The sequence below is a fragment of the Blautia sp. AF19-10LB genome (genome assembly GCF_003461245.1).
In the GTDB taxonomy this organism is placed as follows: domain Bacteria; phylum Bacillota; class Clostridia; order Lachnospirales; family Lachnospiraceae; genus Blautia_A; species Blautia_A intestinihominis.
In genome coordinates this window covers 51,969-69,439 of the sequence record NZ_QTWS01000014.1, presented here as the reverse complement: position 1 = coordinate 69,439, position 17,471 = coordinate 51,969, and the positions used below count along the sequence as shown (strand labels likewise).

The window sequence follows — 17,471 nt, the reverse complement described above, 5'->3', positions numbered from 1 at the left end:
TATGGGAATGAAATGGACCGAAGAACAGAGCAAAGTCATCACCCTGCGGGACCGCAATATTCTGGTCAGTGCAGCAGCGGGTTCCGGTAAGACAGCCGTGCTGGTTCAGAGGATCCTGAGTAAGATCATGGACCCCGACAGACCGGTGGATATTGACCGGCTTCTGATCATGACGTTTACCAGGGCAGCAGCGGGCGAGATGAAGGAGCGAATCTCCAATGCGATCGATCAGGCACTGTACGAAAACCCGGATAATGAACATCTCCAGAGACAGGCAGCACTGATCCATAACGCACAGATCACAACGATCGATGGTTTCTGTTCTTATATCATCCGGAACTATTTTCACATGGTGGAACTTGATCCGGGATATCGGACAGCGGAGGAGGGGGAGCTGAAACTTCTGCAGGAAGATGTCATGAAAGACCTTCTCGAAGAAGCATACGAAAAGGCTGATCCGAAGTTCCTGAGTCTGGTAGAATGTTATGCATCGGGGAAATCCGATGATGAGATCCGTGATATGGTATACAAACTCTACCAGGCGGCAATGAGCCATCCGTACCCGGAAGAATGGCTGGAAGAATGCATGGAAGTCTACCGCGTGCAGACAATCGAAGAACTCCGTGAAACAAGCTGGATACAGCTCCTCTGGGAAACGCTGGATGAAAAACTGGATCAGGCAGAGGCACTGACAGAGAGTGCAAGAAAAATCTGCAATGAGCCGGACGGCCCTTATTTTTATGACGAAGCACTTGTTGATGACCTGAATTTCTGGCGGGAAGTACGTCGATGCAGGGAAACCAAAGATTATGATAAGGTTGCGGATATCCTGTCCGGACATACATTCGCGAAACTTTCTGCCAAGAGGGACAGTTCCATAGACCCTGTCAAAAAAGAGCAGGCAAAAGAACTCCGCGATGAGGAAAAAGAAATCTGCAAAGATCTTTCGACGAAGTTTTTTAATCAGAAAGAGGAAATCCTTCTGGAGCTGATCGCCTGCGCACGCGAACCATTGGAAGGTCTGGTGGAACTGACATTGCAGTTTAAGGAGGCTTTTTCCAGCAAGAAGAGAGAAAAGAATCTTCTGGATTTTACGGATATGGAACATTTTGCCCTGAGGATCCTTGTGGAGAAAGTGGATGGAGAACTGATCCCGACACAGGCGGCGAGAGAATTGTCCGAGAAGTATGAAGAAGTCATGGTGGACGAATATCAGGACAGTAACTTTGTGCAGGAACTTATCACAACGATGGTGTCCGGATGGGTGGAGAAGCGCAAAAATATCTTTATGGTAGGAGATGTCAAGCAGAGCATCTATCGCTTCCGCCTGGCGAGGCCGGAGCTTTTTATGGAAAAATACCACAGCTATTCTCTGGAAGACAGCGAGGAGCAGAGGATCGACTTGCACAAAAACTTCCGAAGCCGGGCAGAGGTACTTACTTCGGTGAATTATATTTTCCGCCAGATCATGGGTGAGGATCTGGGAGGGATCACTTACGATGATGACAATGCACTGTATCCGGGAGCATCTTTCCCGGAGGGAGCAGACCCGGAATTCACCCGGACAGAGGTCCTTATCGTAGAAAAAGACGGCGAGGAACTGGAAGACGAACAGGGACAGAAGAATGCACAGGAGCTGGAAGCACTGGCGATCGCACAGCGAATCCAGAAGATGGTCGGAAACGACAGGATACTGGACAAAGAAACGGGAGAATACCGCGAGATCGGATATGGCGATATCGTGATCCTTCTGCGAAGTGCGACGGGATGGTCAGAGACGTTCAGCCAGGTTTTGAGCTCCAGAGGGATCCCTGTCTATTCGGCATCCAGAACGGGATATTTTTCCGCGCAGGAAGTGGTGACGCTTCTGAATTATCTGCGAGTCTGCGACAATCCGCTTCAGGATATCCCGCTGACAGGTGTTCTGCATTCCCCGATCGTCGGATGTGATGCACAGGAGCTTGCAATGATTCGAAGTGAATGTCCGGAAGGGATGATCTACGACAGCATCTGCGCTTATGCGGAGAAAAATGAGGGAAGCCAGGAAGAAGAGGAAGAGAAGATCAGGCTCAGAAAAAAACTCCGCACTTTTCTGGAACAGCTTCACATGATCCGGGATATGGCGACGTATACACCGATCCATGAGCTTATCATGTACATCCTCAAAGAGACAGGTTACGGCACTTATGCGAAGGCGATCCCGGGCGGTGCACAGAGAGGCGCAAACCTCCATATGCTGGTCGAAAAAGCGATGGATTATGAGAAGACAAGTTACCGTGGACTGTTTAACTTTATCCGCTATATTGAGAAACTTCAGAAATACGAGGTGGATTTCGGCGAGGTCAATCTGGCAGATGCGGGAAGTGGCGCGGTGCAGATCATGACGATCCACAAAAGCAAGGGACTGGAATTTCCGGTCGTGTTTGCAGCAGGAATGGGCAAGCAGTTCAATTTTCAGGACATCAATGCCAGGTTCCTGATCCATCCGGAACTTGGTTTCGGCGTGGATGCGATCTTCCCGGAAAGACGACTGATCGTATCGGCAATGCAGAAACAGATCATCCGAAGGGCACTGAAACGAGAAAGTCTTGGAGAGGAACTTCGAGTTTTGTACGTTGCGCTGACAAGAGCGAAGGAAAAACTCATCATCACAGGCTCTATGGGGAATATAGAAGCAGCCCTGCGTTCTGTGTCCCGTTATATGGACAGTGAAGAGACCTTACTTCCACTGGGCGTGCGCTCTGAGGCAAAAAGTTACTGGTCCTATATCCTTCCGGCACTGGTGCGCCATCCGGCTGTGAAAGAACTTCTGGCAGAGTACGGTATCTTTGGAAAACAAGCGAAGATCTGTGAGAAAGAAAATGCAGATTTTCTGATCCACAGGGTAACGCTTGGGGAACTGGTGCAGGGTGAGATCCTGGGACAGACGGATGCACAGATGAGAGAAGCATTTTTCAGAGAATGGGACAGCCAGAGAGTTTATGACGAAACGATCCGTCAGACGCTGGAGGCGAAGTTTGGCTTTGCGTATCCGTATGCATATCTTGAAGAGCTTCCGGTCAAGGTTGGCGTTTCGGAACTTAAGAAACGCAAGTATGCAGACGAAGAGGAGATAGAATCTGCACTTTATCCGGAACCGGAGATCGAGGAGATCGTCCCGGCGTTTATTTCCGGTGAGAAAGAAGTAACGCGAGGGGCTGCGCGGGGAACCGCTTACCATTGTGTGATGGAATGCCTTGATTATACGCAGGTAAAAACCTACCAGGAGATAGACAGACAGATACAGACACTTGTCGAAAACCACAAGATGTCGCCGGAAGAAGGCGAAAGTATCCGAAGAAAGGATATTCTGGCTTTTTCAGGTTCAGAACTGGGAATGCGGATGCAAAGGGCGGCACTGGACAAGAAACTCCACCGCGAGCAGCCATTTGTCATGAAAGTGGATATGAAAAATCTGGATGATTCCTGGAACGGAGATGAGACGGTTCTTGTACAGGGAATCATTGATGCGTATTTTATAGAAGGAGAAGAGATCGTTCTGGTGGATTACAAGACAGACAGGATCGGTCAGGGAGAAGAATCGAAACTGATCGAACGCTACCGAACACAGCTTGAAGATTATGCACTGGCACTGGAACGAATGCTTCATAAGAAAGTAAAGCAGAAATATATTTATTCATTTGCCCTGCAGAAAGCAATAGAAATATAAGGTTACTATTCACAGGGTAGTATCCCGCGAGGTGTTTTGCCATGAATATGGCAAACTCCCGAGACATACAGGGCAAAATCCCATCACCGAAGGTGATTTGGAATGGAGTTTGACCAAGTTACTGTGAACGGAGTGAACAGTAACAATATAAGAGACAACAGAAAAATATCCCGTGGGAAGGAGAGTATCAGACTCTCCATCCTGCGGGATATTTGTTTTTGAGTGTCGCCCCGACCAGCTTGCCGAATCCGATGGGATAGCCGTCCGCGCAGAGAAGATGCCAGCCTTTGGTGTGAGCTGCTTCTTCTGGTTCGATATTCAGTGTTTCGCCCTTGAGATAGCGGGTCAGGCGCTCGTCCGATACCGGAAGGGAGATAACTGCCTCGGCGTCATCCTTATGCAGAGCCAGTGCAAAAGGTTCTGACGGCTCGAAACGGTTTTTCTTGAGATCGCCCAGGTAAAGGCCGTTTCGAAGGAAGGTCAGTCCGCGGAAATCTCCGGTGAGAGGCGGGAGATAGTAGACTTTATCTTTACGTGTTTCCACACGGTTCCAGTCGAATGGTTTTCCACCGAGGGTTTTGAGCCCGATCTCTTTAAGGAAAAGTTCCAGCCATTTGCGAGTGTCGGCGTTCGATTTTGCAGAGGACATGGTACCGATCAGATCCGTTCTGCCCTCTTTGCGGAATAATGCCATGAAATGTCCCTCGCCCTGCATGGTGTGCGGGAAGAGATGGACACAGCGCGTAAGGCGCGGATTACCGTTGCCCCATTCCGGAACGCCCGGCGTGAATCCTTCATAAGAAGGAAGTTCAATCAGTTCCATATCCGGCCGGTTTTCAAGAAGCCAGGAAACAACGCCCTCATCCTCATCCGGCGCAAAGGTACAGGTAGAATAAAGCAGCTGTCCGCCCGGACGGAGCATATCGGCTGCCTGAAGGATCAGTTCTCGCTGGATCGTGGCAAGTTCCTGTGATTTCTCAGGAGTCCAGTCTCTGGCAAGTGCTTCTTCCTTACGGAACATTCCTTCGCCGGAACATGGTGCATCCAGCAGGATCTTGTGGAAAAATTCCGGGAAGCGGTCTCTGAGACGTGCCGGAGTCTCATTGGCAACAAATGCATTCGTGAAGCCAAAAAGCTCCACGTTTCGAAGAAGGGCACGGGTACGGGAAGCACTGATGTCATTTGCGACCAGCAGTCCCTCTCCGTTCAGACGCGCCCCCAGTTCTGTCGTTTTGCCGCCCGGCGCAGCACAAAGGTCCAGTACATTCTCGCCGGGAGTGACAGGGAGGCAGGAAGTGGGTGTCATCGCGCTTGGCTCCTGGAGATAATAGAGCCCCGCCTGATAAAACGGGCAGTAGGAAGGACGGACATCTTCCGGATAAAAATAACCGTTCGGGATCCACGGGATCGGTGTCACCGGGAACGGAACAAGTTTTTCAAATTCTTCGCAGCTGATCTTGGCGGTGTTGACACGAAGCCCGTAAGTTCTGGGTACTTCGTAGCTTTTTATAAAAGAATCATATTCTTCTCCGAGCATTTCTTTCATGCGGGCGAGAAAGGCCGGATGAAGAAGTTCTGTGATATTCTGTTCTGACATGAAGTTCTCCTGTTCTGTGTAAGTTATAAAACATAGTTTATTGTAAAAGTATAAATCAGGCATGGAAAATAGAAAATACTATTGACAAAACTATATTATATGATATATAGTATTACTAACGAAATAATATTATACAAAATAATAATATTATAGAATATATGAACAGGAAGTGAGAGCATGGTATTTAATACAGGTGCAGCACTCCTGGATGCGATCGTGCTGGCGGTAGTTTCCAAGGAAGAGGAGGGAACCTACGGTTACAAGATCACCCAGGATGTGCGGAGTGTGCTGGAGGTATCTGAGTCCACGCTGTATCCGGTCCTTCGGAGATTACAGAAGGATGAATGCCTGGAGACCTATGACATGGCATATGCAGGCAGGAATCGCAGATACTACAAGATCACAGAGAAAGGAATGGCACAGCTTAATCTTTACAGAGTTGAATGGAAGAACTATTCAACCAAGATTACGAAACTGTTTGAGGGAGGCATAGAGTTATGAACAGAGCGCAGTTTATGGAACAACTGGAGAAGCTGCTTTCTGACATCTCTGAGGAGGAAAGGCAGGAGGCTCTTGATTATTACGAGAGTTACTTCGACGACGCCGGAGAGGATCAGGAGGCAAATGTGATCAGGGAGCTTGGAAGTCCGGGCAAGGTAGCTGCTATCATCAAGGCAGACCTCAGGGAAAGCTCACAGAATTACGGGGAATACACGGAGAATGGCTTTCAGGATGACCGTGTAAAGGAGGATATGCAGATGCCGGAGCAGAGAGGCAGCCGTGCGGAGCGTGGATACCACGCAGAGCGTAAGGGCAGTAATGCAGGAGTGATCCTGGTATTGATCCTGCTGGTATTTATCTCACCGCTGATCAAGGGTGCAGTCGGAGGAGTCCTCGGATTTATCGTTGCACTGGCACTTCTTCCGTTTCTGATCGTATTTGGGATCGGGGCAGCGGTCGTAGGGCTTTTTGCAGCAGGGATCGCAGTCATTGGAGCAGGGATCGGGGCATGCTTTTCCGCCAGCATCGGATTTGGAATCCTTGGGATCGGGGTCGGACTTCTGATCCTTGCACTTGCACTGGTCGGACTTGTATTTCTGGTCTGGGCAGCAACGAAAGTACTTCCGGCGATCCTGCGGAAATTTATAGATTTCTGCAGCCGGCTTGTAAACAGAGGAAGTAAGAAGAAGGAGGCGGGATTATGAGAAAATTTTCCAAACGGATTCTTAAACTTGCATTAGCCCTTGCCGTTGTCGGACTGGGACTCAGCATAGGAGGCGTTGCCATGGGAGCGACGATCACAGGCATCAATCTTACGAAATATGGACTGAATGGAAATATCAGGAAAATTGCGAATTCTGCCTTACAGGAGAGCCATGATTCCTGGGACGAAGACTGGGATGAGATCACACAGCTTAAGCCGGTCACGACAGAGGATGACAAAGAAATCTTTGAGATTGACCCGGTATCGGATCTGGATTTTTCCCTGAGTGGAGATGCACTTAAGCTTCAGAGCTGTGACGGAGACAAGATCCGCGTAGAAGTGTCCGGTTCGAAGAAAGACAAAGTAAGGATTGGTACAGACGATGACAGCCTGGTCATCGAGTCACTTGGCAGGACACAGGAACGTGAGATAACTGTGAGTTATCCGAAGAACCTGAGGTTTAAGGACACTTCCATAGAGGTTGCAGCAGGTACTGTTACGATGTGTGATGATTTCAGAACAGATGACCTGGATGTGTCTGTAGGAGCAGGCGAGTTTACAAATACAGGGAAGATCAGCGTAGCCAACGATATCTCGGTTGAAGTCGGCACCGGAAATGTAGAAATATCAGAACTGGATATACACGATCTGGAAGTTGACTGCGGTATCGGAAATGTTGACCTTGACATTCTTGGCAAAGAAGCCGACTATAATTATGAGATTTCCTGTGCGGCAGGAAATGTGGACATCGGTGACAGTTCGTACAGCGGCATCGGCCACGACAAAAATATCACGAATCCAAATGCCAAAGGAGATATGGAATTGAACTGCGGCGTTGGTAATATTACAGTTAGTTTTAGTAAATAAGTTTTTTTGAGAAAGAAGGCAGATTTTATGAATAACAAACGACTTTACAAATCTTCCGCAAATTATATGCTGTGCGGTGTATGCGGAGGCATCGCTGAATATTTTGACATTGATCCGACACTGGTGCGTCTTGCATGGGTCATCCTCACCTGCTTCGGCGGCGCGGGAATCTGGGCGTACATCATTGCAGCCATCGTTATTCCGAAAGGCTGATCCTGAGTGAATAAATTTTCTTCAAACTGTCCATACTCCAAAAGAAAAGCAACAAAGGAGTGAAAGGACATGAACAAGGAGAAAGAAGTGGAGGCATATCTGCGGGGCGAACTTCCCGAAGAAGAAAAGATCAAGTATGAGATCGCAGAAGAAATGGGAATTCTTGACAAGGTCCTCGAGAGCGGCTGGAAAAGCCTCTCGGCCAAAGAAACCGGAAGGATCGGAGGCCTGATGACCGGCCGCAGGAAAGAAAAGGATTCCACACTTTAGAAAAATTTCACAAAAGGCATTGTCTGGAAGCTGTTCCGGGCAGTGCTTTTTTGTGTTATACTTAAGGGTAACTACAACGGTATAACGACAGGGAGAGGCTGATGAATAATCCAGAAGCATATGTAAAATTAGATAAAGTTTCCAAAATATACAAGATGGGTGAAGTCGAAATCCGTGCAGTCGATGAGATCAGTTTTGAGATTTCCAAAGGTGAATTTGTAGTCATTGTAGGACCGAGTGGGGCCGGCAAGACGACTGTTCTGAATATTCTCGGCGGCATGGATACTGCATCGAAGGGAAAGGTTCTGGTAGATGGCAGAAATATCACAGATTATAGCGGCAGACAGCTTACGGCATATCGCCGTGATGACATCGGTTTTGTATTCCAGTTTTATAATCTGGTTCCGAACCTGACAGCACTGGAAAATGTAGAACTTGCCATGCAGATCTGCAAGAATCCTCTGGATGCGGCACAGGTCCTCAGAGAAGTCGGCCTTAAGGATCGAATGGGGAATTTCCCCGCACAGCTTTCCGGTGGCGAACAGCAGCGTGTTTCCATAGCGAGAGCCCTTGCAAAGAATCCGAAGCTTCTCCTTTGTGATGAGCCGACAGGTGCACTTGATTACCAGACCGGTAAGGCAATCCTCAAGCTGCTTCAGGACATGTGCAGGGAGAAGGGGATGACGGTGATCGTCATCACGCATAATTCTGCGCTGACACCTATGGCAGACCGTGTGATCCATATCAAAAATGGAACCGTTTCTTCGATGGAACTGAATGACCATCCGACACCGGTGGAGGAGATCGAATGGTAGGAAAACGCAGAAAAAAAGCATTACACAAAGATTTCTGGCAGGAGATCCGAAAGAGCAGGGCACGTTTTATTTCCATCTTCTGTATCGTGGCACTGGGTGTTGCTTTCTTTTCCGGTATTCAGGCAGCGTCGCCGGATATGCGTCTTTCGGGAGATGCTTATTATATCGAAGCCAGCCTCATGGATCTCAAGGTCATGGCAACTCTGGGGCTTACCGAAGATGATGTAAAAGCGATCCAGTCGATCGATGGTGTGGAGAGTGCGGAAGGTGCATATTCGACGGATGCCATTTGTGGAGAGAATGAGAAACAGAAAGTTCTTCATATCGAATCTATGAATCAGAAGGTCAATCAGCTTACCGTAACAGAAGGCCGTCTTCCGGAAAAAAGCGGCGAGTGCTTTCTGGACTCGACGTTTGCCGCGAATCAGGGATATGAGATCGGCAGCACGATCAATATGCGCCAGGACGGGGACAGTAAGCTTCTGTTGACAGAAACCTATACGGTAGTCGGACTTGGCAAAAGCCCGCTGTACATTTCGTTCAACAGAGGAAATACGACAGTCGGTTCCGGTGAGGTGAATGGATTTGCCTATGTGATGCCGGAGGATTTTGACCAGGAGATCTTTACACAGATCTATATCCGGGCACATGGAACCGATCAGGTGCTCAGCTATACAGATGCCTACGATAACCTGATCGAGAAACTTCAGGATAAAGTTGAGGAGATCCAGGAGGAACGCTGCCAGATCCGTTACGACGAGATCGTTTCCGAGGCACAGGACAAGATCTCTGATGCAGAGCAGGAACTTGCCGATGGCAAAAAAGAGGCCGACGAGAAGCTTGCTGATGCAAAGAAAAAACTCGATGACGGAGAGAAAGAACTTGCCGATGGCAGAAAACAGTACGAGGATGGCAAGAAACAGCTCGAAGATGCAAAGAAAGAAATTACCGACGGCAGGAAGCAGCTCGCAGATGCCAAAACGCAGCTCGCCGACGGACGGGAACAGCTTGCTTCGGCGAAAGCCCAGCTTTCTGATGGTCAGTCCCAGTTATCTGCGGCACAGGCAAAGCTGGATGACGGATGGGCGCAGTATAATGCAGGAAAGAAAAAGTATGATGCAGGCAAAGCGAAATTCGACAAAGCAAAACAGCAGATAGAATCCGGAAAGAAACAGATCGCAGCCGGACGTACCAAGCTTGAACAGAAACAGAAGGAGCTGACGGCAGGAATCGCGCAGGTAAAGGATGGTCAGACAGCGGTGGATGCACAGATCACACAGCTGGAAAGCCAGATCGCACAGATCCAGGCAGGACTGGAGCAGCTCTCCGGTGTAGAAGATCAGCTTGCCGCGGCACAGCAGGCATACGATCAGACAAGTGGTGCAGTGCAGGCAGCACAGGAAGCTGTAAACAGCGCACAGGCAGCTTATGATGCGGCAAAGCAGCAGGTTGAGGCAGGAGAACTTTCTGAGGAAGAACTGGCAGGATATGAACAGGCTCTTGGCGAGGCACAGGGACAGCTGGAAACAGCGAACGGAACTTTCAGTCAGGCTCAGTCGGCATTGGATGCCTGTCAGCAGGCTGTAAATCAGAAAGCAGAACTTCAGAATAACTTAAGCGCAGCCCAGGGAGGACTCAGTCAGGCGCAGGCAAAGAAAACAGAGCTGGTAGCGACTATGCAAAATCTGAATGCCGGTCAGAAGACAATCGATCAGAATCGGGCACAGCTTGACAGCCAGGAGGCCAAACTTTCTTCCGGGGAAAAAGAACTTGCAGCTAATGAGCAGACTTTAACAGAGAGTAAGGAGAAACTTGATGCAAGTCTCGCACAGCTTCAGAGTGGACAGGTAGAGATCGATGCAAACCGCGAGAAATTGCAGAGTGGCCAGGCGGAGATCGAGGCTAATGAAGCGAAGCTTTCTTCTGGAGAGGCAGAGATCGCGGTCAATGAGAAGAAGCTTGCAGACGGCGAGAAAGAAATCGCAGAAAACGAACAGAAACTTAAAGATTCCGAACAGAAACTTGCCGATGCCGAGAAAGAATTAAAGGACGGAAAGAAAGAATACGAGGATGGCAGGAAAGAAGCGGAAGATGAGATCCGCGACGGTGAGCAGAAGATCAGCGATGCGAAAGAAGAACTGAACGACCTCAAAGAACCGGAATGGATCATCACAGACCGCAATGACCTTCCGGAATATTCCGATTACGGAGACAATGCAGACCGTATCAAAAATATCGGTCAGGTATTCCCTGTGATCTTTTTCCTGGTTGCAGCACTCATCAGCCTTACGACCATGACACGAATGGTCGAAGAACAGCGAACACAGATCGGAACGATGAAGGCGCTTGGCTATAAGAAACTCGATATTGCTTCCAAGTATTTAAGTTACGCATTTCTTGCAACAGCAGGAGGAAGCGTGACAGGGATCCTCATCGGCGAAAAAATTCTTCCATATATAATCATTAAGGCATATGGGATGATGTATCACAATGTTTCCAACAGCCTGCAGATCCATTATGAGTGGAAATATGCACTGACAGCTTCTGTTGCGGCACTTGTATGTACCGTAGGGGCAACGATCCTTTCCTGTCGTCAGGCACTGGTAGAGACCCCGGCATCCCTGATGCGCCCGCCGGCACCGAAGGAGGGCAAGCGGATCCTTCTGGAGCGGATTCCGTTTTTGTGGAAACATCTGAACTTTACATGGAAATCATCGCTTCGAAATCTTTTCCGCTACAAGAAACGACTGTTTATGACGATCTTCGGCATCGCGGGAAGTATGGCACTGATGCTGGTAGGTTATGGAATCCAGGATTCTGTTTCGGATGTCGTTAATCTCCAGTATGCAAATATCCAGCATTATGACGGCACGATTATCTCCGATGACGATGCGACGGAGCAGGAAAAGAAAGCACTCACAGAGGAACTGGATAAGAATGAAAAACTGGAGCACTACACGAAGATCCAGCTTTCCAAACTCACAGCACCAAATGGCAAGTCAAATTTAAGCGTATATGTTTATGTTCCGGAAAATCTGGATAACTTTAAAAAGGATGTTACGCTCAGAAACCGCAAAACAAAGGAAGAATATGAGCTGACAGACGCAGGTGCGGCAGTCAGTGAAAAAACAGCCGGTCTTCTGGACCTCAAAGTGGGAGACGAACTGACAGTCAAAAAAGACGACAGGGAATATCAGGTGAAAATCGCTGTCATCACAGAGAATTATGCCGGACATTATGTTTATATGACGCCGAATGTTTATAAGGAAACCTTTGGTGAAGATCCGGATTATGCAGATATTGTTTTTGCTGTCAGAGATGAATACAAGGATCAGACAGAGTCGATCGGACAGAAGATCATGGAATCTCCGGCAGTCTTGAGTATCAGCTATACGGCCAGTACCATGGATATGGTAAACCGTATGCTCAGTACACTGGGGATCGTCATCATTGTGCTGATCGTATCGGCCGGAATGCTGGCGTTTGTTGTACTTTATAATCTGAATAATATCAACATCACGGAACGCCAGAGAGAGCTGGCGACACTCAAAGTGCTGGGATTTTTTGACGGGGAAGTTTCACAGTATGTGTTGAGGGAAAATATCATCCTGACTATAGCAGGAATTCTTTTCGGTGCTGTTTTTGGAATCCTTCTGCACCGCTATATCATCGTGACCGTAGAGGTTGACGCAGTCATGTTCGGAAGGAACATCCGGCCGATAAGCTTCGTATACTGTGCGGTGATCACCTGTATTTTCTCGATCATCGTAAACATCTTTATGCACAGAAAACTCAAGAAGATCGACATGGTAGAATCACTGAAATCTGTCGAATAATAAAAATTCTGGAATATATGTGATTTTTCATCAATCCTTCTTGACAAGGTCGAAAAATGCAATTATAGTAGTTTCAGAGTTAGGCAAACATTGCCCTTCACACAAGCAGTGTGAGGGGCTGTTTTTTCAATAAAGGAATTAGCCTATATAATAGGAGGACATTATGAGCAAAGAACTTGCAAAGACTTATGACCCGAAAGGGCTGGAAGAACGTCTCTATCAGAAATGGATGGACAACGGATACTTCCACGCAAAAGTAAATCCAGACAAGAAACCATTTACCATCGTTATGCCGCCGCCGAACGTAACCGGTCAGCTTCATATGGGACATGCACTCGATGAAACCATGCAGGACATCCTGATCCGTTTCAAGAGAATGCAGGGATACGAGGCACTCTGGCAGCCGGGAACTGACCATGCAGCAATCGCAACAGAGGTCAAAGTCATCGACAAGCTGAAAAAAGAAGGAATCGACAAACACGACATCGGACGTGAAGAATTCCTCAAACATGCATGGGCATGGAAAGAAGAGTACGGCGGAAAGATCATCAACCAGCTCAAGAAGCTCGGTGCATCTGCTGACTGGGAGAGAGAACGTTTCACCATGGACGAAGGATGCTCCAAGGCAGTACAGGAAGTTTTCATCCGTCTCTATGAGAAAGGTTACATTTACAAAGGCTCCAGGATCATCAACTGGTGTCCGGTATGCCAGACTTCCATCTCTGATGCAGAAGTTGAGCATGAGGACCAGGACGGATTTTTCTGGCACATCAACTACCCGATCGTAGGTGAAGAAGGAAGATTCGTAGAAATCGCAACTACACGTCCGGAAACACTGCTCGGTGATACCGCAGTAGCAGTAAACCCGGAGGATGAGAGATACAAGGATCTGATCGGCAAGATGCTGAAACTGCCTCTGACTGACCGTGAGATCCCGGTTATCGCAGATGAGTACGTTGACAAAGAATTCGGAACAGGCTGCGTTAAGATCACACCGGCACACGACCCGAACGACTTCGAAGTAGGCAAACGCCACAATCTCGAAGAAATCAACATCCTGAACGATGACGCTACTATCAATTCCCTTGGCGGCAAATACGCAGGAATGGACCGCTACGAAGCACGTAAGGCAATGGTGGCAGACCTCGATGCACAGGGACTTCTGGTCAAAGTTGTTCCGCACAACCACAGCGTTGGTACACATGACCGCTGCGGCACAACCGTAGAGCCAATGATCAAACCACAGTGGTTCGTCCGCATGGATAAAATGGCAAAAGCAGCTATGGACGCGCTGAAACCAGGCGAACTGGAATTTGTTCCGGCAAGCTTCGGAAAGACATATCTGCACTGGCTGGAGAACATCCGTGACTGGTGTATTTCCCGTCAGCTCTGGTGGGGCCACAGGATCCCGGCTTACTACTGCGATGAGTGCGGTGAAGTAGTCGTTGCAAGAGAAATGCCGGAGAAATGCCCGAAATGCGGCTGCACACATCTCCATCAGGATGAGGACACTCTGGATACATGGTTCAGCTCCGCTCTGTGGCCGTTCTCCACACTTGGATGGCCGGACAAGACACCGGAACTGGAATACTTCTATCCGACAGATGTACTGGTAACAGGATATGATATCATCTTCTTCTGGGTTATTCGTATGGTATTCTCCGCACTGGAGCAGACAGGAGAAGTTCCGTTCCATCATGTACTGATCCATGGTCTGGTACGTGACTCTCAGGGACGCAAGATGAGTAAATCCCTCGGAAACGGTATCGATCCTCTTGAAGTTATCGACAAATACGGCGCAGATGCACTTCGTCTGACTCTGATCACAGGTAATGCACCTGGAAACGACATGCGTTTCTACTGGGAGCGTGTAGAGTCCAGCCGTAACTTTGCAAACAAGATCTGGAACGCATCACGTTTCATCATGATGAACCTGGAAGGCAAGACAGTCACCGAACCAGCAGACCTTAATGAGCTCTGCTTCGAGGATAAATGGATTCTTTCCAAACTCAACACCGTGATCCGTGACGTAACAGACAACATGGATAAATATGAACTTGGAATCGCCGTACAGAAGGTTTATGATTTCCTGTGGGATGAGCTCTGTGACTGGTACATCGAGATGGCCAAGGTACGTCTCTGGAAAGCAGACGAGAATCCGAAGGCAGCCAACGATGCACTCTGGACACTGCGTACAGCCCTGACAGAAGGACTGAAACTGCTTCATCCATACATGCCGTTCATCACAGAAGAAATCTACTGTACACTTCTTCCGGAAGAAGAGTCCATCATGATCTCTGACTGGCCGGCATTCCAGGAAGCATGGGTATTCCCGGAAGCAGAAAAAGCAGTAGAGAGCTTCAAGGAAGCTGTCCGCGGAATCCGTAACACACGTACAGAAATGAACGTGCCGATGAACCGCAAGACACATCTTTACATCGTAGGTAAGGATACAGACACCTGCACAAGATACGAAGCCTGCAAGAAATCCTTTGTAAATCTCGCATTTGCAAAAGAGATCCACGTACAGGAAAATAAGAACGGAATCGGCGAGGACGCAGTATCCGTTGTTGTATCTGATGCAGTTGTATACATGCCTCTGGAAGACCTTGTTGACAGAGAAAAAGAGATGGAACGCCTCAAGAAAGAGCAGGAGCGTCTCACCAAAGAGATCGCAAGATGCCAGGGTATGCTCAACAATCCGAACTTTGTAAACAAAGCACCGGAAGCAAAAGTAAACGCAGAAAAAGAAAAACTTCAGAAATACGAAGAAATGATGGAAAAGGTAAACGTACAGCTGAAACAGATGGAAAAATAATAAAGGAGCATTCAGATGAAATGGTATAAAGTGTGTAACCGGATTTCCCTGCTGCTTCATGCACTGTGCAGTGCACTTGGCTATTTCCTGATCGAGATGATCAGCCGCCGTTCTTTTTCGGCAGCATGGACATATATGACCACGAAACCACTTGTCTTTGCATACAATGCTGCACTGATTTTTACAACTTCACTGATCGTGTATCTTTTCCGCAGGAGATGTTTCTGGCGAGTTCTGATCTCGATCTTGTGGCTGTTGCTTGGTATTATCAATGGAGTGATCCTGTCCAACAGGGTTACTCCGTTTACCGGACCGGATCTTCATCTTCTGACAGACGGAATGGCAGTCCTGAATAAATATCTGCCGGCATGGGGCGTAGTGCTTGCACTGATTCTTCTGGGACTTTTTGCACTGCTGCTTCTGATCCTTCTGATCAAGGCACCGAAGTACAAACGTAAGGTGAAGTTCCGCTATGACTTTCTCCTTGTCGTTGTCGGAGCGGCTCTTTTTGCGGGAGCGACACAGCTTGCACTTGAGAAGAGGGTCCTGTCCAACTATTTTGGAAATATTGCGTTTGCATATGAGGATTATGGATATCCTTACTGCCTCGCAGTAACGATCTTTGATACAGGGATCAGCTGTCCGAGAGATTACTCTGAGCAGGAGATCACCCGTATCGAAAAGACAGAAGACAATCTTCCGGCAACAAACGAGGACAGCAAGCCGAACATTATTTTTGTACAGCTTGAGTCCTTCTTTGATCCGACGCTGGTAGAGTATCTGAACATCTCAGAGGATCCAATCCCGAATTTCCGTAAACTCATGAAAGAATACACTTCGGGATATTACAAGGTTCCGTCTGTAGGAGCAGGAACTGCCAATACAGAATTTGAATCTATCACCGGTATGAGCCTTCATTATTTCGGACCGGGTGAGTATCCATACAAGAGCATTCTCAAGGAAACCACCTGCGAAAGTGCACCGTATGTGCTCAAGAATCTTGGCTATTCGACTCATGCAGTACATAATAATGAGGCGAATTTCTATGGAAGAAGGAGCATTTTCCCGAATCTTGGATTTGATACCTTCACTTCTGCAGAATACATGTCGGAGGAAGAGGACAAGAATCCGCTTGGCTGGACCAAGGATGAAGTTCTGACGGATGAAATTATCAAATGTCTGGATTCTACGGAGGAATCGGATTACATTTATACGATTTCCACGCAGGGACATGGAGCCTATCCAGAAGAACAGCTGATCGACGATCCGGAGATCACAGTTTCCGGAGCCGAGACAGAGGCTCAGAACAATCAGTGGGAATACTACTGTAATGAGATCCATGAGATGGATAACTTTGTCAAGGAACTTACAGATGCGCTTGCAGATTATCCGGAGGATGTGATCCTTGTTATGTATGGCGATCATCTTCCGACCATGGGACTTACTGTGGAAGATCTCAAGAACAAATATCTGTTCCAGACACAGTACGTTATGTGGGATAACTTCGGTCTGGAGAAAAAAGATGAAAACCTTGCAGCTTATCAGATGGCAGCAGAGGTCATGGACCGTGCCGGTATCCACGAAGGTACGATCTTCCGTTATCATCAGGCGAGAAGAAATACAAGGAATTATCAGGTGGATTTGGAGACTCTTCAGTATGACGTGCTTTACGGCAAGAAATATTCCTATGACGGAGAAAGCCCGTTCCAGAGGACCAAGATGCGGATGGGACTTTATGATGTGACACTGGATTCCATGGAAGAGATATCTACAGTGGATCATACCTACCGGCTCAGGGGAACGAATTTCACGCCATCCAGTCAGGTCAAACTGAACGGAGAATGGTATGATACAGTCTATGTAAATCCGACCACTCTGATGATCTCGGGAACAGAGATCAATGATTTTGACCGGGTTTCTGTTGTTCAGCGAAGCAACAGTTCTACCAGAAAAGCACTGAGCAAGAGTTACGATCGCTCGGCTTATATGTTGTATAACGAAAATAAATGGAAACTTCCGGCAGAAAATTAAAGATTTTGCCGAATAAAAGATTACGATTGGTACTGGACATCTTTCACCACTCATATATAATGAATATCGTAGTAGTTAAGGAGCGTATGGCTCCTTGCTGCTGCGAATACA

11 protein-coding genes are annotated in these 17,471 nt (G+C 47.9%); 10 read left to right on the top strand and 1 reads right to left on the bottom strand.

The window, feature by feature from the left end:
• The first annotated feature begins 1 nt into the window (after window position 1).
• On the top strand, window positions 2-3,709 hold the full coding sequence (gene addA / locus DWX28_RS09545; RefSeq protein WP_118252553.1) for a helicase-exonuclease AddAB subunit AddA: 3,708 nt from the start codon (window positions 2-4) through the stop codon (window positions 3,707-3,709).
• Window positions 3,710-3,896: 187 nt separating this feature from the next.
• Here the strand turns inward: addA and DWX28_RS09540 are convergent, their stop codons facing one another.
• Window positions 3,897-5,306 carry an RsmF rRNA methyltransferase first C-terminal domain-containing protein gene (locus DWX28_RS09540; RefSeq protein ID WP_118252552.1) on the bottom strand — a complete coding sequence of 470 codons (1,410 nt, stop codon included), beginning with the start codon at window positions 5,304-5,306 and terminating at the stop codon, window positions 3,897-3,899.
• 177 nt (window positions 5,307-5,483) lie between these two features.
• Here DWX28_RS09540 and DWX28_RS09535 point away from each other — a divergent pair, with 177 nt between their 5' ends.
• The 9 genes from DWX28_RS09535 (at window position 5,484) to DWX28_RS09495 (ending at window position 17,360) form a co-directional block, all read left to right on the top strand.
• A complete protein-coding gene (locus DWX28_RS09535; protein ID WP_118252551.1) occupies window positions 5,484-5,807 on the top strand; it encodes a PadR family transcriptional regulator in 324 nt (107 codons plus the stop codon).
• Window positions 5,804-6,511, top strand: coding sequence for a DUF1700 domain-containing protein (locus DWX28_RS09530; RefSeq protein ID WP_022214168.1), 708 nt, complete (start codon window positions 5,804-5,806; stop codon window positions 6,509-6,511). The genes DWX28_RS09535 and DWX28_RS09530 overlap by 4 nt, the downstream gene beginning before the upstream one ends.
• Window positions 6,508-7,377 carry a DUF4097 family beta strand repeat-containing protein gene (locus tag DWX28_RS09525; RefSeq protein ID WP_118252550.1) on the top strand — a complete coding sequence of 290 codons (870 nt, stop codon included), beginning with the start codon at window positions 6,508-6,510 and terminating at the stop codon, window positions 7,375-7,377. Before DWX28_RS09530 ends, DWX28_RS09525 begins: the two co-directional genes overlap by 4 nt.
• 27 nt (window positions 7,378-7,404) lie before the next feature.
• A complete protein-coding gene (locus tag DWX28_RS09520; RefSeq protein ID WP_022214166.1) occupies window positions 7,405-7,590 on the top strand; it encodes a PspC domain-containing protein in 186 nt (61 codons plus the stop codon).
• Window positions 7,591-7,659: 69 nt separating this feature from the next.
• The gene (locus DWX28_RS09515) at window positions 7,660-7,860 is read left to right on the top strand and encodes a small, acid-soluble spore protein, alpha/beta type (protein ID WP_022214165.1); all 201 of its coding nucleotides are present in this window, start codon (window positions 7,660-7,662) and stop codon (window positions 7,858-7,860) included.
• A gap of 101 nt (window positions 7,861-7,961) precedes the next feature.
• Window positions 7,962-8,675, top strand: a complete 714-nt coding sequence (locus DWX28_RS09510) for an ABC transporter ATP-binding protein (RefSeq protein ID WP_118252549.1) — start codon at window positions 7,962-7,964, stop codon at window positions 8,673-8,675.
• Entirely contained in the window at window positions 8,669-12,511 is a 3,843-nt protein-coding gene (locus DWX28_RS09505; RefSeq protein ID WP_118252548.1) for an FtsX-like permease family protein, read from the top strand. Before DWX28_RS09510 ends, DWX28_RS09505 begins: the two co-directional genes overlap by 7 nt.
• 163 nt (window positions 12,512-12,674) lie before the next feature.
• Entirely contained in the window at window positions 12,675-15,329 is a 2,655-nt protein-coding gene (locus tag DWX28_RS09500) for a valine--tRNA ligase (RefSeq protein ID WP_118252547.1), read from the top strand.
• A gap of 15 nt (window positions 15,330-15,344) precedes the next feature.
• Complete coding sequence (locus tag DWX28_RS09495; RefSeq protein WP_118252546.1) at window positions 15,345-17,360, top strand: LTA synthase family protein; 2,016 nt, start codon at window positions 15,345-15,347, stop codon at window positions 17,358-17,360.
• The last annotated feature ends 111 nt before the right edge of the window (window positions 17,361-17,471 follow it).

Bases quoted from the DNA above. Each gene is read 5' to 3' on its own strand.
- DWX28_RS09510 (WP_118252549.1), top strand. From the start codon at position 7,962: ATGAATAATCCAGAAGCATATGTAAAATTAGATAAAGTTTCCAAAATA.
- DWX28_RS09495 (WP_118252546.1), top strand. From the start codon at position 15,345: ATGAAATGGTATAAAGTGTGTAACCGGATTTCCCTGCTGCTTCATGCA.
- DWX28_RS09515 (WP_022214165.1), top strand. From the start codon at position 7,660: ATGAACAAGGAGAAAGAAGTGGAGGCATATCTGCGGGGCGAACTTCCC.
- DWX28_RS09505 (WP_118252548.1), top strand. From the start codon at position 8,669: ATGGTAGGAAAACGCAGAAAAAAAGCATTACACAAAGATTTCTGGCAG.
- DWX28_RS09530 (WP_022214168.1), top strand. From the start codon at position 5,804: ATGAACAGAGCGCAGTTTATGGAACAACTGGAGAAGCTGCTTTCTGAC.
- DWX28_RS09500 (WP_118252547.1), top strand. From the start codon at position 12,675: ATGAGCAAAGAACTTGCAAAGACTTATGACCCGAAAGGGCTGGAAGAA.
- DWX28_RS09540 (WP_118252552.1), bottom strand. From the start codon at position 5,306: ATGTCAGAACAGAATATCACAGAACTTCTTCATCCGGCCTTTCTCGCC.
- DWX28_RS09520 (WP_022214166.1), top strand. From the start codon at position 7,405: ATGAATAACAAACGACTTTACAAATCTTCCGCAAATTATATGCTGTGC.
- DWX28_RS09525 (WP_118252550.1), top strand. From the start codon at position 6,508: ATGAGAAAATTTTCCAAACGGATTCTTAAACTTGCATTAGCCCTTGCC.
- addA (WP_118252553.1), top strand. From the start codon at position 2: ATGGGAATGAAATGGACCGAAGAACAGAGCAAAGTCATCACCCTGCGG.
- DWX28_RS09535 (WP_118252551.1), top strand. From the start codon at position 5,484: ATGGTATTTAATACAGGTGCAGCACTCCTGGATGCGATCGTGCTGGCG.